Source organism: Lentzea sp. NPDC037011, assembly GCF_055607425.1.
This window is the reverse complement of the sequence record NZ_JBVJRT010000022.1, coordinates 35,536-50,012: the sequence shown is the minus strand read 5'-3', so window position 1 is coordinate 50,012 and position 14,477 is coordinate 35,536. Positions and strand designations below refer to the sequence as shown.

The following is a 14,477-nucleotide window of genomic DNA, read 5'->3' as shown; positions in this document are numbered from 1 at the left end:
GGCAATCTTCAGATCAGCACAGAACCTCCAGGGAATTCCCGAAAGGATCGCCGTGACCAGTGACAGCTCCGGTACCGCCGCTCTCGCCGCCCTCGTGGACCTCGCCACCCCGTTCGCCGTGCGGACGGCAGTCGCGCTGAGGCTGCCCGAGCTGGTGCGCGACGGGCACACCACCACGGCCGCCCTGGCGCAGGCGTGCGGCGCCGACCGGGACGCGCTGGCCCGCCTGCTGCGCCACCTCGTGGCGGTCGGCCTGTTCGCCGAGCAGGCGCCCGGTGAGCACGCGCTCACGCCGGTGTCGCGGGCGCTGCTCGACGAGAGCAACGCGCTGCTGCGGTCGTGGCTCGACGCGGGAGGACCCGGGCTGAAGATGGACCTGGCCTACAGCGGGATGCTGCACGCCGTGCGCACCGGCCGGTCGGCCTACGGCGTCGTGCACGGCAAGGACTTCTGGTCGGACTACCGCGACGACGAGGCGCTGCGCGTGTTCTTCGGGGCGACGATGGCCGGGTTCGCCTGGCAGACCGGCCCGGAGGTCGCCGCCCGCTACGACTGGAGCTCCGTGTCGAGCGTGGTCGACGTCGGCGGCGGCACCGGCGCGCTGCTGGGCGCCGTGCTGACCGAGCACCCGCACCTGACCGGTGCGGTGCTGGACCTGCCCGAGGTCAGGCCGGAGGCCGAGGAGTTCCTCGCCGGCCTCGGCGGCAGGGCGAAGTTCGTCGGCGGCAGCTTCCTCGACCCGCTGCCCACCGGCTACGACGTGCTGATCGTGTCCCGCGTGCTGACCGACTGGCCCGACGAGGACGCCACCCGCATCCTGCGCCGGTGCGCCGAGGCCGTCCCGGACGAGGGGCGCGTGCTCGTGGTCGAGGTCCTCGCCGGCGAGGAGCACGCGAAGAACAACTCGTCGTTCGACCTGCAGTCGCTGACCCTGCTCGGCGGGCGGGAACGCCGGCCGGAGGACTTCGACGCGCTCGCCGCGCCCGCCGGTCTCGTGCGGCGAGCGCGGATCGACGGGCCGAACGGCCTGGTGGTGCTGGAGTACGCCCGCGGGTGAGCTCACCGTGCCGCCTCCGCGGAGGCGGCACGCACCCAGTCCGGCAGCCGGGACGCGCGCGGGTCGGGCAGCAGCTCCACCTGGTGCAGCCGGTCGAGCGGCGTGAGCCGGCGCACCCCCAGCCCGGACATGGTGTGCATGACCTCGTGGCGGATGCGGTCGTTGCGGCCGGTGCCGGTGAGCGCGCGGGCACCGACCCACGACCGGGTCGTGATCATCCGTGCGGCGTTGTGGCTGGTCCGGCCGATGTGGGCGAGGTTCTCCCTGCGGGCGGCGTCGTAGCGGCGCAACGCGTGGTCGACCACGTCGGGCGCCAGCGTCCCGCCCTGGCGCAGCACCGTCGCCAGCTCGTGCGCGTCGGCGATCGAGCTGTTCATGCCCTGCGCGGCCATCGGGTGCACCGAGTGGCCGCTCTCCCCGACCAGCGCGAAGCCCGGCGCGACGAGGGCGGGCGCCGTCGACCGGGACACCGGCAGCACCTGCCTGCGGTCGAGACCGGCGCGGAACGGCCCTGCCAGCGGCGCGAGCCCGGAACATCCGGCCAGCACCCGGTCCGCCCACCCGGCGAGCCCGTCCCGGTCGAGCCCGCGCAGCTCGTCCGGCGCGACCTGGACGTAGAGCCGGACCCGCCGGCCGGGCAACGGGTAGTGCAGCCGCAACCCGCCGTCGGTGACGTAGGCGGAGAAGTCCGGTTCCACGTCGTCGACGTCGTGCAGCTCGAACGCCGCCAGGCGGTGCGGGTAGTCGTGCCGCGCGGCGGTGAGCCCGGCGGCGGCGCGCAGCCGTGAGGAGATCCCGTCGGCTGCCACGACGAGCGCGGCGGGGACGTCCCCGTCGTCGCACCGCACGCCGCTCACCCGGCCACCGGTGCGCAGCAGGTCGCGGACGTGCACGCCCCGCCGCACCTCCACCGCGGCCGGCAGCGCGTCGGTGAGCGCGTCGAGGATGGCCTGGTAGTCGTGGGCCAGCAGCCACGGGTGCGCGGCCGGGAGCCGGCCGTAGTCGAGCACCATCCGCGGCGTGCCGTCGGAGGAGCGGGCGACCAGGCGCGACAACCGGGTGGCGCCCGCGCGGTCGAGCCGGTCGGTCACGCCCCAGGCCGCCAGGACCGCGAGTGATCCCGGTTGCAGCACCTCGCCCTTCGCCACGGGCGCGGGCGTGGGCCGCTTCTCCAGCACGAGCACGCGGCGGCCCAGCCGCCCCAGGGCGCAGGCGGTGGCGAGGCCGGCCACCCCGGCTCCGCAGACGACGACGTCCGGCCCGCTCATCGGGCGGCCGTCCGGTAGCGGCCCAGCGCGCGCAACGCCATGCCGTGCGTGAAGCCGGGGTTGGCGTACCGGCTCACCCGCCGCACGTACTCGTGCACGGGTTCCGGCGTCCACCCGCCCTCGGCGGTGCGGGCGTCGAGCAGCCAGCGCACCCCCGTCGCGACGGCGGCCGGCTCCTCCCCTGCCGCGAGCAGCGACGACACCGCCCAGCCGGTCTCCTCGACCGTGCCGGGGGCGCCGTGGCCGTCACCCCACGATCCGTCGGCGTTGCGCGTCCCGAGCAGCCACGACCGCGCGCGGACCGCCGTCTCGTCACCGGTGCGGCCGCTGCGGGCGAAGGCCTCCAGCACCGCGGCGGTGCCCATCGTGTGCTCCCGGTACCAGACCGACTCGAAGCTCCCGTCCGGCAGCTGGGCCCGGCCGAGCCACCGCAGCGCCCTGCGGACGCGGGTGTCGCCGGCGGGCACCCCGGCGTCGAGCAGCGCGTCGACGGCCTGCGCTGTCGTCATCGGGCACGGGCCGCTGTTGGCGACCCTGGTGTTGCGCACGCACAGTCCCCACGAGCCGCGGCTGTCCTGGCGGTCGCGCAGCCAGCCCGCCGCGGTGCGCACCGCACCGGCCTGCCCGCTGCCAGGGAGCTTCGCCAGCACGGACACGATCTCGCTGGTCTCGAGGACCGCGGGCCAGCCGTGCGCGCCGGACCAGCCCCAGAACCCCGGCGGGCAGCCGAAGGCGAGGAACGGCCGGTGCTGTTGCAGGGCGACGAACAGGTCCCGCGACGCCGCGAGCCTGGGGTCGTCGCGGTAGCCCGCCTCGACCAGGCCGCGCACCGCGTACATCGTCCAGGCGGCGTCCAGCGGTGTCGTCGCCCAAGACCCGTCAGCGTGCATCGTGCGCCGGAACCACCCCACGGCGGCGTCGACCATGTCCTGGCCGAGCCCCGCGCGGGCCAGGCCGGTGCAGACGAGACCGGTCACCCACGCGTCCTCCGACCACGACCCGGCCGACCCCTCGTGCTCGAAGGCCTGCCGGACCACCCGCAGCGCGTTCGGTTCGGCCCTGCGGGCCAGCAGCCGCTGCAGGCGGGTCAGCGGCCGGTGCCGGGTCTGGGCGAGCCCGAGCGCGGAGGCCATCGGCAGCCGCAGGTCGAACAACCGCCGGTACAGGCCGGGCAGCAGCGCGAGCTCCAGCGGGAACCGCCGCATCTCGTGCGGGGCGAGCCAGCCGGCGAACCCGTAGAACTGGCGGCACCACAGCACGACCTCCGGGTGCGGGATCGCCTCCAGTCCCCCGTAGTCGGCCATCCAGCGCCGTCCTGCGGCGACCTCCGCCGTGTTGGAGACCGGGTCGACGAGGTGCAGCGCCGCCGCCGACACCGCCGTCGGCCCCGGTTCGCTCGGCAGGCCCGGCACCATCGCCCAGCCGCCGTCGTCGTTGCGCGTGCGGCGCAACCGGTCGGCGCCCGCCGCGATCAGGTCGGCGGCACCGCCGGGGTCGGCGAAGTGCAGCGCGGTGATCGCGCCGGCGGTCGCGAGCGTGGAGCGCAGGCTGCTCGCCCCGTAGTCGAACACCCCGTCCTGGCGCTGGGCGGCGAACAGCACCCGCGCACCGTCGGCGATGGCGGTCTCCAGCTCCTCAGCGGTGCCGGTGTCGACCGAGGTCATGACCTCTCCCCTCTGTTGTCCGCCCCGTCGGGGAACTCGTGTCGTGAGCGCATCCGGGCCTGCAGGACGAGCGAGAACGCGAGCGCCGGTGCCACGACCAGCACCGCGGTCCACGGGCCGGCCGCACCCGCCACCACGGCGGCGGCGAGCACCAGCCGTTCCGCGACGAGCAGCTCGTGCGAACGCAGCGCGCGCCTCGGGGTCAGCGCCGCGGGCCGGGCCACCCACAGCGCGCACCCGCCGAGCACGACGGCGACACCGAACAGGGCGAGCTGGGCGCCGGGCCGTGCGGCGACCAGCGCGCCGAGGCCGACCGCCGCGGTTCCGGCCGCCCACAGCACGGTGGCGAGCCGCACCGCCGCGGGCACGCCGTGGCGCACCGGCACCGACCGGTAGCCGCCCGCGCGGTCCCCGTCGACGTCGCGCACCGTGCCGATGAGGTTGGACGCGGTGTCGTGCAACAGGAACCCGAGCGCCACGGGCAGCAGCTGCGGTGGTGGCCAGGGCACCGCGACCATCGCGCCGATCACCAGTGCGAGCGCCGACAGCACGCCGCGGCTGAGGTTCCCGCTGAACCCGAGGCGTTTGAACACGGCGCTGTAGGCGACGATCCCGCCGACCGCCAGCGCGAAGAACGGCAGCACGCGCCAGTTGAACCCGACGACCACGGCCAGCGAGACGACCGCGCAGCCGATGCCGGTGGCCAGAGCCGCGGCGGGTGACAGCCGCCCGGACGGGATGGGCCGCTGCGGTTTCGCGATGGCGTCGAGGTGCCGGTCGAAGTGGTCGCCGAGGTAGTGACCGGCGAGCCAGCCCAGCACGGGGGCCAGCACTGCGGCGGCGATCTCCGCCGGCCGGTCACCGCCCGCGACCAGCACGCCCGCGAGGCCGAGCAGGGCCGGGTAGCACGTCGTGTAGGGCCGCCAGGTCTGCCAGTGCGCCAGTGCCCGCTCCCGCACCGCGTGCCCGGTGGCCTGGAGCGCGCGCACCTCAGCGGTCACGGTCGACCGCGATCTCGGCGATGGCCGCGAGCCGGTCGGTGGCGGCCGCGCCCGGCAGCCCCCGCAGGCAGGCGAGCGCGAGCCGGGACCGGTCGTGTGCGCCGCGGCGGGCCTCGTCCAGCGCACCGCTGTCGGTCACCGCGAACCGCAACAGCTCCAGCGTCTCCTCCGGTTCGAGCGCACCCGACAGCGCGGTCTCCACGGCCGCGCGGTGCTCCGGCCGGCCCTCGCGGTGCGCGAGCAGCACCGGCCACGTGGGACGGAGGTTGGCCGCGTCGCTCGCGTCGGGTTTGCCCGACGTGCCCGCCCCGAGGTACGGCAGCAGGTCGTCGTGCATCTGGAAGGCCACGCCCGTGTGGTGGCCGTAGTCGCCGAGCTGGTCGACCTGCCCCGCGGAGCCGCCGCCGAGCAGCGCGCCCGCCCGGCACGCGGCCCGGAACAGCGCCCCCGTCTTGGCGGCGGCGACGTCGAGGTAGTCCTCCAGCGCGCTGCCGGGCCGGGTGGCGCCGGGCGACACCATCGTGGACTCCAGCACCTGCCCGCGGCACAGGTCACCGCCCGCGTGGGCGAACTCGGCGACGACCGCCATCACCACCCGCGGCGGCGCGGCGCATTCGGCGACCGAGGCGAACAGGTCGAACAACAAGGCGTCACCGGTCACGATGGCGTCCGCGACGCCGTAGCGCGCGTGCACGGAAGGCCGGCCGCGGCGCAGGTCGTCGCCGTCGATGATGTCGTCGTGCACCAGTGACGCCACGTGCAGGTGCTCGACGGCCACGGCGGCGGGCAGCGCGGTCTCGGCGGTGCCGCCGACCGCCTCCGCCGACGCGACGAGCATCAACGGCCGCAACAGCTTCCCCGGCACGGCCATGGCGTAGTGGGTGAGCTCGCCGAACCGGTCACCGGAGCGGGGACGGCGGCGCGCGAGGGCGGCGCGGATCGCCTCGGCGGGGTCGTCGGTGCGCAGCGCCTCGCTCACCGTGCCCGTCATCGCACGGCCCCCTCGACCGGCCGTCCGCTGAACGCGCGGGCCGCCGTGAGCACGGCGTCGTTGGCCTCCGGCACCCCGGTGCTCACGCGCACGCCGCCCGCGACCTCCCGCACCGCGATCCCGTGCTCGGCGAGGTGGGCGATGAACTCCTGGTTGCGCGGCCCGAGCCGCACCCACAGGTAGTTCCCGCCGCTGGGCGGGACGTCGTAGCCGAGCTCCCGCAGCCCCGCGCGGACCCGGTCCCGTTCCGCGGCCACCGCACGGCACTGCTCGCGCATGCGGGCCCCGGCGTCGAGCGCGGCCAGCGCGGCGGCCTGGGCGACGGTGGGTACCCGGTGGAACGGCGCCACCCTCCGCAGCGGTCCCACCACCTCCTGCGCGCCGACGAGGTAACCGACCCGCAGGCCGATCAGGCCGTGCGACTTGGAGAACGTGCGCACCACCGCGAGCCGCGGATCGGCTGACAACGTTGTCGCGTCGGCGATCTCGGCCTGGTCCGCGAACTCGCGGTAGGCCTCGTCGACCAGGACGAGCACGTGCTGCGGCAGGGCGGCGAGCAGCGAGCGCAGCCACTCCTCGCCGAGCACCTCGCCGGTGGGGTTGTTGGGGTTGCAGACCAGCACCACACGGGTGTCGTCGGTGACGGCGGCCGCGACCGCGCGGAAGTCCTGCTGTTCGCCGGGCACCGCAACCGGTTCGGCACCCGCGTTGCGGATCAGCAGCGGGTAGAGGTCGAAGGACGGCCACGCGTGCACCACGGAGGTGCCGGGGGCGCAGTGCGCGGTCAGGAACTGCTGCAGCAGCGCCCCGGAGCCCGCACCGGCGACGACCCGGTCCGGCGTCGTGCCGAGGTCGGCGGCCAGCCTGCGCTCCAGTCCCGCGGCGAGCGCGTCACCGGTCAGGTTGACGTCGGCGAGCGAGTTCACCAGCGCCTCGCGCACACCCGGCAGCGCAGGCCAATGATTTTCGTTCAACGCCAATTGGTGAATGATTCGACTCAATTCGCAAACCTCCCGGAGAGGGCGTGATTTCGAACCTACAATCGCCCTCCTGGCACGTCAACACCACCACCGGGACAAACGTCCGCTTAACGCCGGTGAAACCTTTACGCGCGCACGCGCTTAGAACTCCGCTTCCTGCCGAGTCAAGTGCAGAAAATGCATCCGGCCGGCTGCGCATTTCTCAATTGGGATTCCGGCGACGTGCCGAAACGCGGTCAGGCGTGCCCGCGCGGGCACCATGCGGTGGCTGCGCGGACACGCCTGACGTCGGAAGGGGAGCCGAATGGCCGCCTATCGAGATTTCGCGGACTACCCGGATGCGGGAGCGGGGCGACTACGGTACCGGCCGGTCCATGCGCGGGTAGCGGCTGGATACCGCCGTCCGAATGACTTCCGTTCCGGTTCTCGTCCCGGTCCGTCACCCGGCCGGGGCGCTGCCGGGCAGCATTCGATGGCTGTTCGTCCCGGTGCGGGCGCTCAGTTGAGCGGCCGGGTGTCCTCCGGCACACCACCGCCCTGGTGCACCGCCTCGACCAGCTTCGCCAGCGCGGTCAGGGCGACCCGCTGGGACAGCGGCCCGTAGGACACGCGGGCCACGCCCAGCTCCTGCAGCCGCGCGAGGGCCGGGAGGCCGGGCAGGCCGATCAGGGTGAGCCGCCGGGGGCCGAACGCCTCGACGAGCGTGCCGATCTGGTCCTCGTCCAGCTTGCCGGGCACGAAGACCACCGGTGCGCCGGCGTCGAGGAACGCCCGCCCGCGTTCGACGGCGTCGGCGAGCACCTCGGCGGGGTCGCGGTCACCCGCCTTCACGAACGCGTCCGTGCGCGCGTTGAGCACGAAGTCGGGAACGCCCTCCGCGTTCGCCGCCCTGATCGCGGCCTCGACGGCCGCCACGGCCTCGGGCAGCGGCTTGAGCTGGTCCTCCAGGTTCGCGCCCACCGCGCCGGCGGCGATGGCGCGGCGCACGGTGTCACCGGGGTCGCCGTAGCCGGCCTCCAGGTCGGCGGTCACCGGCAGCTCCGTCGCGGCGGTGATGCGCCCGACCTCGGCGATCATCTCCTCGACCGGGATCTGCTCGCCGTCGGGGTAGCCGCGGCTCGCGGCGATCGAGTGGCTCGCGGTCGCCAGCGCCTTCGTGCCGGGGACGCCGGCGACGACCTCGGCGGTGATGACGTCCCACACGTTGACCACGGTGAGCAGTTCGGGGTCGGTGTGCAGGCGCAGCAGGCGGGTGGCGAGCTCGGACGGGTCGGCGGGCACGGGTTCCTCTCGGAGGACGGTCAGGACACGGCCGGGTAACCGTCGGCGCGCAGCAGCCTGGCCAGGTGCGCGGCGTTGCGCGCGGCCGTGGCGTTGGTCGACTTCACCTCGTCCGGCGTCTCGTCCAGGTCGTTGTAGTCGACGGTCTGCATGGCCTGGCCGTTCCAGTAGGTGCACCCCTGGGCCGGGATCGAGAACCCGACGTCGTTGAGCGCCTGGAACAGGTCGGCGACGATCTTGTGCGCACCGTCCTCGTTGCCGACGACCGCGACCAGCGCGACCTTGCCGAACATCGCGGGCCGCCCTTCGTCGTCGGTCTCCGACAACGCGGCGTCGAGCCGTTCCAGCACGCGGTGCGCCACGCTGGAAGCATGCCCCATCCAGGTCGGGGTGGCGAGGATCAGCACGTCCGCCGCGCCGATCTTCTCCCGCAGCGCGGGCCACGCGTCCCCGTCGCCCATGTCGGCCTCGACACCCGGCTTGACGTCGTGGTCGACCACCCGGACCACCTCGCCGGTCACGTCGTGCGCCCGCAGCTCCGCCAGCAGCTGGTTCGCTATGAGCTCACTGCTCGACGGGGCGGGCGAGGGCTTCAGGCTGCAGACGAGGGCCAGTGCACGCATCGAGAACCTCCACGTTGGCGCACCTGGTCACCGACGACCGGCGCGTGCCCGCTGAGTCCCCGTGGGACACCGGTCCGAAACGTCCGCCCACACCCCCGCGCGCACGATCAGCCGGTCGGGTCGGCACTCCTTCGTGCGTTCTTCAACTGCTGCTGGAGGTCGTCGACCTGCTGCTGGAGCCGGGCGACCTGGTGGGGGTCCGGCGTCGGCTCCTCGTGCCGCAGACCGGTGGACTCGGCCTTGAGGATCTTCGCGGAACGCCCGAGCGAGCGTGCCATCTCCGGCAGTTTCTTGCTGCCGAACAACAGCAGGACGACCGCACCGATGATCAGCAGCTCGGTTGCTCCCAGGTTTCCCATGCGCTTCTGCTCCCTCTCGTCGGACCCGTTGTCGAGAGTACGTTGCACCGCAGGAGCATCTGCGTTCGGCGACCACCGTCACACAGTCCAAAACAGACATTCCGCGGGTAGCGCGGAAAACCGGCGCGTCCTCCCCTCGCGCGGCACGTGATGAGCCGCGCAGGTGTGGGTACCCCTCAGCGCACACCATGTGACGATCGCGGGAGTGACCATGCCGGCAACGGTTTCCGACGAGCACCTGACAGCGGTGCTGCGCACCTTCGTCCGCACCGCCTCGCCGGCCCTGGACGCCGTGCGCAGGTCCGGGCCGCGCGAGGTCGTGGCCGACACACCGCTCAGCCTGCCCAGGCGGGTGCTGCGCCGGGTCGTCGTGCTGCGCGTCCCCGGCACCGCGGCCTGGGCTCGGATGGACACCGCGCGGCGCGTCCGCTGGTGGACCGGCCCGTTCGGCAGGCTCACCGCCGCCGTCACCGCCATCCCCGGCCTGGGCGGTGTGCTCGCCAGCCGGTTGCCCGTGCAGGACCTGCTCGGCAGCGCGGCCCAGGGCCTGATCCTCTGCGCCATCGCGGGAGAGTGCGGCGTCACCGACACCGACACCCGCACGCGCCTGCTCGCCGCGGTCCTGTTCGACCGCACGCTCCCCGCGCAGCTCACGAGCGCGGAGACCACCACGGCTCCGCCCAGCCGCGGCAAGGCGGGACTCGGCGGCGCCCTGTGGCGGCTCGCCCAGGAGCTGCGCGGCATCGACTCGCTGCTGGGCAGCCGGCCCACCGGGGGCCGGTTCCTCGGCGTGCTGGGCTCCCTGCCGCTGCTGGGCTTCGCCGGTCACTACCTCGCCGAACGGGCCGGTACCCGCACCATCCGCAAGCGCGCGCTGACCTGGCTGACCGCGCACCGCGGGACAGCTCGGCACGCGGGGGCCGTTTCGCCGGAGAAGTGATCCGACCGGTGCCGGTCATCCGGCCGTGGTCGCCGCACGGGGCCGCCGCGCCGGTTGCCGGGTGAGCAGGATCGCGCCGATCACCACCGCCCCGCCCACGACGGTGTGCCACCCCACCGGTTCGGCCAGCAGCACCGCACCGAGCGCGGTGGACCACAGCGGCGTCACGTAGGTGACCGAGGCCGCGACCGTGGGACCGGCCGCCCGGATCAGGTCGAGGTTGAGCACGTACGCGTAGCCCGTGCCGGCCGCGCCCAGCACCAGCAGTGCGAGCAGCGCGGACCAGCCGGGCCAGGACGGCGGCCCCGACAGCAGCGGCGCGGCCAGTCCCAGCTGGGCGGTGGCGCAGGTGATCTGCACGGCGGACAGGGCGCTCGCCCGGTGCGGCACGCCGGACAGGAACCGCCGGGTGCAGGCGAACCCGGCGCCGTAGCAGGTGGTGGCTCCCAGGCAGGCGAGGCCGCCGGCCAGCACGTCGCCGTCCAGCCCGCGCCACACCCCGAGCAGCACCAGCACACCCGCGAAACCGAGCAGCAGCCCCGCGAGCCGCGTCCTCGTCACCTGCTCCCCCGGTACGACGAGCAACGCGAAGGCCAGCGTCGTCAACGGTGTCGTCGCGTTCAGCACCCCCGCCAGCACCGAGTCCACTGTGGACTCACCGAGGGCGAGCAGCGTGAACGGCACCGAGTTGAGCAGGACCGCGACCACGGCCGCATGTCCCCAGGTGCGCGCGTCACGCGGTACCGCCGCCTTCTGCACCGCGCAGATCAGCCACAGCGCCAGCGCGCCGAACAGACAGCGCGCCAGCGCGACCTGGACCGGCGGCACCCCCGCGTCCACCGCGACCTTGATCAAGGCGAAGCTGCTGCCCCAGATCGCCGACAGCAGCACGAACTTCCCAGTCGATCCCACAGCGGGAGCATCACCCGGCGGGGCATCATGAGTCCAACAAGTGACGATCAGCCGAGCATGAGAGAGGCTCATGACCCTGAACTTCGCCCAGCTCCGGGCGTTCCTCGCGGTGGCCGACGAGGGCGGGTTCGGTGCGGCCGCTGACGCGCTGGGCATCACGCAGTCGGCGGTCTCGCACGCGGTCGCCTCCCTGGAGCGCTCGCTGGGCCACCCGGTCCTGTCCCGGCGCGGAGGGACCAAGCCCACCGCGTTCGGCCAGGAGGTCTTGGCCCACGCCCGTGCCGCGGTGACGGCGTCGACCGCGATCACCGACCTGGCCGAACGCCGTCGCGGCGGGGTGCGCGGCACGGTCCGGCTGGCGGCGCCGCCGACCGTCTGCCAGGGCCTGCTGCCGGACCTGCTGACGCGGTGGCGGGCGGAGTTCCCGCAGGTCGCCGTGCGGGTGTTCGAGGGGGAGGACGACGAGGTGGCGGAGTGGCTCGCCGGCGGCACGGTCGAGGCGGCGGTGCTCGTGGACCCGCCACCCGGCCACGGCGCGCAGGTCGGCGAGGACACCTTCCACGCCCTGCTGCGCACCGACCACCCGTTGGCGGGCCAGTCGCACGTCAGCGTCGCGGACCTGGCCGACGACCCGTTCCTGCTCTCCCGCGGTGGCTGCGAACGGCACGTGCGGCAGGCGCACACCGGCCACCCGTTCACCCCGCGGCACCGGGTGCGGGAGCTGGGCACGCTGCTCGCGATGGTCCGCGCGGGCGTCGGCGTGTCGCTGGTGCCGGGCCTGGTGGCGTCGATGCTGCCGGCGGACCTGGTCATGCTGCCGCTGCGGGAGCCCGTCGTGCGCACCCTCGTCCTCAGCGGCCCGGCCGGTCGCGAGTGGCACCCCGCCGTCACGGCCCTGGTGGACTCCGTCCGCGACCACGCCACCTGAGACGAGCGGTGTCCGTTTCCGGCCTGCTCCTCCCCGGACGACCGGTGTGGTTGTGACGAGCTTCAACAAATGTGTGCGGCCGATGGCAGGCAGGGCATGCCCCGGCCGATGCACGAAACCGGGAGGAGCCCACCGTGCGCACCATCGCTTTCGCCACCCTCACCGCGACCGCCGCCCTGCTGGCCGGCTGCACCGGACAGAGCGGCGGCTCGGCAGAACCCGCCCCCACCACGTCCGGCACGCCCTCACCGGACGCCCCGGCCCCGCAGACCACCCGGCAGGCCGTCTCCACCGGCCCGGCCGCGTGCCGGTCAGCCGACCTCGGCCTCGCCCTGAACCCGGACCAGGGCGGTGGTGGCATGAACAAGATGCGCTACCTCCTGGCGTTCACGAACAAGGGCGCCGCCGCGTGCACCCTGCAAGGTTTTCCCGGCGTCTCGTTCGTGACCGGTGACACGGGTACTCAGGTCGGCGCACCTGCGACCCGCGAGGGCGCTGAACCGGCGGCCGTGACGCTGCAACCCGGCGCGAGCGCGTCGAGCCTCGTGACGATCACGAACGCCGGCGTCTACGACCCGGCCGAGTGCGCGCCCACCGACGTGCGCGGTCTGCGGATCTACCCGCCGGGTGAGACCGCGGCCCTGTTCGTGCCGAAGGAGCAGCAGGCCTGTTCCGCCGCGGACAAGGCCACCATGTCCGTCGGCCCGGTCCAGTCCTGACCCGGTCCAGTCCTGACTCGACGGTGGTCCTTGCCAGTCGGGACCGCGTCCGTCAGGCTGGCGTGCAGTCCCGCCGCCGAGCACGGAAGCGACCATGAACCAGCGCTGGATCAGGATCACCGCCGTCGTCATCGCCGCAGCCCTCGTGCTGAGCACGCTGTACTACCTGCTGATGAGCCTCTGACCGGTCCACTGGGGACACTCGACCCGAACCGCAGGTGTTTCAAGTCCCGCGGTGCGGGTATCCCCGGAGAGACGTTCAGACGTGAGCTCAGGCAACGGAAAGAGGGACCTCATGGGCGCCGATGACAAGCTGGAAGCCAAGGGCGACGAGCTCACCGGCAAGGTGAAGGAAGGCGTCGGCAACGTCACCGACGACGAAGGTCTGCGCGCCGAGGGCAAGGCGGACCAGACCAAGGGCCACCTGAAGGAAGCGGTGGAGAAGGTCAAGGACGCCTTCAAGTAGGCCGATGTGCTCGACTGTGTCCCCCGCACGCACGTGCGGGGGACACAGTCGTTTTCGGGCGACGGCGCAGGAAGGCGTGCCGATGACCTCGGACAGCACAGCGGAACGGCCCGGCCGCCTGGGCGATCCCGCACGGAACCTGCTCACCGACCCCCGCACCGACCCGCGGCTCGTCCGAGCGCTGACGTCGCACGGCATGGGCAGGAACGCCGGCCCTGCGCCGTTCGGCCCCGACGCCCCGCGGGAGCAGCTGCTGGCGTTCGTCGCGGCCGCGGAGGCGGACAACGAGCGGTTCCACGCCGTGCTGTTCGGTGACGGGCAACCGGTGCCGGGGCTGGAACACCACACCGAGACGATCACCGGTCCGGCGGGCGACGAGCTCCGGCTGTACGTGACGCGGCCCGCGCACTCCTCCGGTCCGCTGCCCGGTGTCCTGTACCTGCACGGCGGCGCCATGGTGATGCTGCAGGGCTCGTGGCCCGTCTACACCACGTTCTACGACGACCTGGCCGCCACCGGACTCGTCGTCGTCGCCGTCGAGTTCCGCAACGGCGGCGGTGAGCTCGGTGCGCACCCGTTCCCGGCCGGGCTCGACGACTGCGCCGCGGCGCTCGACTGGGTGCACGGGCACCGCGCGGAGCTGGGTGTCTCCGCGCTCACCGTGGCGGGCGAGTCGGGCGGCGGCAACCTCGCGCTGGCCACCGCGATCCGCGCCAAGCGGGAAGGGCGGCTGGCCGCGGTCGACGGCGTCTGCGCGATGGTGCCGTTCATCTCGGGCAGGTACGGCGCCCCCGCGCAGGAACGCGAGGCGGAGCTGCCGTCGCTCGTCGAGAACGACGGGTACCTCATCTCCTGCGAGGGCGCCGCGATCCTCGCCGAGGTGTACGACCCCGGCGCCCGGCACAGCACCGATCCCCTGTGCTGGCCCTACCGCGCGACCGCCGGCGATCTGGCCGGGCTGCCGCCGCACGCCGTCGTCGTCAACGAGCTCGATCCGCTGCGTGACGAGGGGCTGGCCTACCACCGCACCCTGGTCGCGGCGGGGGTGGAGTCGGCGGTGCGGACGGTGGCGGGTCTGTGCCACGCGGGTGAGCTGCTGTTCCGCGAGGCGGTTCCGGAGCTGTACGCGGAGGTCGTCGGAAGCGTGCACCGCTTCGCCGCCGGTCTCCGGCCGTGACGCCGCGAGAAAAGAACAACGAAAGCACGCAAGATTCACGGTGGTGAACCGAGGAATCAACCATTCTGTTCACGAGTGTGACCAGCGCATATCCACCCGGCGAACAAAGAT

General features: G+C 73.7%; 15 protein-coding genes. 6 read left to right on the top strand and 9 right to left on the bottom strand.

Going from position 1 to position 14,477, the window contains the following annotated elements:
* The first annotated feature begins 52 nt into the window (after positions 1-52).
* Positions 53-1,057 (top strand): methyltransferase, encoded by a 1,005-nt coding sequence (locus ACZ7CH_RS39080; RefSeq protein WP_470376255.1) that lies wholly within the window; start codon positions 53-55, stop codon positions 1,055-1,057.
* Positions 1,058-1,059: 2 nt separating this feature from the next.
* On the opposite strand, the gene ACZ7CH_RS39075 is transcribed toward ACZ7CH_RS39080, so the two are convergent.
* The 8 genes from ACZ7CH_RS39075 to tatA all read right to left on the bottom strand — a co-directional run bounded on the left by ACZ7CH_RS39075 (position 1,060) and on the right by tatA (position 9,272).
* Positions 1,060-2,325 (bottom strand): FAD-dependent oxidoreductase, encoded by a 1,266-nt coding sequence (locus ACZ7CH_RS39075; protein WP_360388072.1) that lies wholly within the window; start codon positions 2,323-2,325, stop codon positions 1,060-1,062.
* The gene (locus ACZ7CH_RS39070; protein WP_470376254.1) at positions 2,322-3,989 is read right to left on the bottom strand and encodes a prenyltransferase/squalene oxidase repeat-containing protein; all 1,668 of its coding nucleotides are present in this window, start codon (positions 3,987-3,989) and stop codon (positions 2,322-2,324) included. The genes ACZ7CH_RS39075 and ACZ7CH_RS39070 overlap by 4 nt, the downstream gene beginning before the upstream one ends.
* Entirely contained in the window at positions 3,986-4,990 is a 1,005-nt protein-coding gene (locus ACZ7CH_RS39065; protein ID WP_458433077.1) for a UbiA family prenyltransferase, read from the bottom strand. Before ACZ7CH_RS39065 ends, ACZ7CH_RS39070 begins: the two co-directional genes overlap by 4 nt.
* Entirely contained in the window at positions 4,980-5,981 is a 1,002-nt protein-coding gene (locus ACZ7CH_RS39060; protein ID WP_470368408.1) for a polyprenyl synthetase family protein, read from the bottom strand. The genes ACZ7CH_RS39065 and ACZ7CH_RS39060 overlap by 11 nt, the downstream gene beginning before the upstream one ends.
* Positions 5,978-6,961 carry an aminotransferase class I/II-fold pyridoxal phosphate-dependent enzyme gene (locus ACZ7CH_RS39055; RefSeq protein ID WP_470376253.1) on the bottom strand — a complete coding sequence of 328 codons (984 nt, stop codon included), beginning with the start codon at positions 6,959-6,961 and terminating at the stop codon, positions 5,978-5,980. The genes ACZ7CH_RS39060 and ACZ7CH_RS39055 overlap by 4 nt, the downstream gene beginning before the upstream one ends.
* 498 nt (positions 6,962-7,459) lie before the next feature.
* Complete coding sequence (locus tag ACZ7CH_RS39050; protein WP_360388061.1) at positions 7,460-8,242, bottom strand: isocitrate lyase/PEP mutase family protein; 783 nt, start codon at positions 8,240-8,242, stop codon at positions 7,460-7,462.
* Positions 8,243-8,262: 20 nt separating this feature from the next.
* The gene (locus ACZ7CH_RS39045) at positions 8,263-8,865 is read right to left on the bottom strand and encodes a flavodoxin family protein (RefSeq protein WP_360388059.1); all 603 of its coding nucleotides are present in this window, start codon (positions 8,863-8,865) and stop codon (positions 8,263-8,265) included.
* Between the two features lie 107 nt (positions 8,866-8,972).
* Complete coding sequence (gene tatA / locus ACZ7CH_RS39040; RefSeq protein WP_470368410.1) at positions 8,973-9,272, bottom strand: Sec-independent protein translocase subunit TatA; 300 nt, start codon at positions 9,270-9,272, stop codon at positions 8,973-8,975.
* 163 nt (positions 9,273-9,435) lie between these two features.
* Between tatA and ACZ7CH_RS39035 the strand changes: the two genes are divergently transcribed.
* Positions 9,436-10,164 carry a hypothetical protein gene (locus ACZ7CH_RS39035; protein ID WP_470376252.1) on the top strand — a complete coding sequence of 243 codons (729 nt, stop codon included), beginning with the start codon at positions 9,436-9,438 and terminating at the stop codon, positions 10,162-10,164.
* A gap of 15 nt (positions 10,165-10,179) precedes the next feature.
* On the opposite strand, the gene ACZ7CH_RS39030 is transcribed toward ACZ7CH_RS39035, so the two are convergent.
* Entirely contained in the window at positions 10,180-11,076 is an 897-nt protein-coding gene (locus tag ACZ7CH_RS39030) for a DMT family transporter (protein ID WP_470376251.1), read from the bottom strand.
* A 70-nt stretch (positions 11,077-11,146) separates the two neighbouring features.
* Between ACZ7CH_RS39030 and ACZ7CH_RS39025 the strand changes: the two genes are divergently transcribed.
* The 4 genes from ACZ7CH_RS39025 (at position 11,147) to ACZ7CH_RS39010 (ending at position 14,366) form a co-directional block, all read left to right on the top strand.
* Positions 11,147-12,004: a LysR family transcriptional regulator gene (locus tag ACZ7CH_RS39025; protein WP_360388048.1), complete on the top strand. Its 858-nt coding sequence runs from the start codon at positions 11,147-11,149 to the stop codon at positions 12,002-12,004.
* Between the two features lie 134 nt (positions 12,005-12,138).
* On the top strand, positions 12,139-12,723 hold the full coding sequence (locus tag ACZ7CH_RS39020; protein WP_470376250.1) for a DUF4232 domain-containing protein: 585 nt from the start codon (positions 12,139-12,141) through the stop codon (positions 12,721-12,723).
* Positions 12,724-13,018: 295 nt separating this feature from the next.
* Positions 13,019-13,189: a CsbD family protein gene (locus ACZ7CH_RS39015; RefSeq protein WP_360388041.1), complete on the top strand. Its 171-nt coding sequence runs from the start codon at positions 13,019-13,021 to the stop codon at positions 13,187-13,189.
* 82 nt (positions 13,190-13,271) lie between these two features.
* Positions 13,272-14,366 (top strand): alpha/beta hydrolase fold domain-containing protein, encoded by a 1,095-nt coding sequence (locus ACZ7CH_RS39010; RefSeq protein ID WP_470376249.1) that lies wholly within the window; start codon positions 13,272-13,274, stop codon positions 14,364-14,366.
* Positions 14,367-14,477 lie beyond the last annotated feature (111 nt).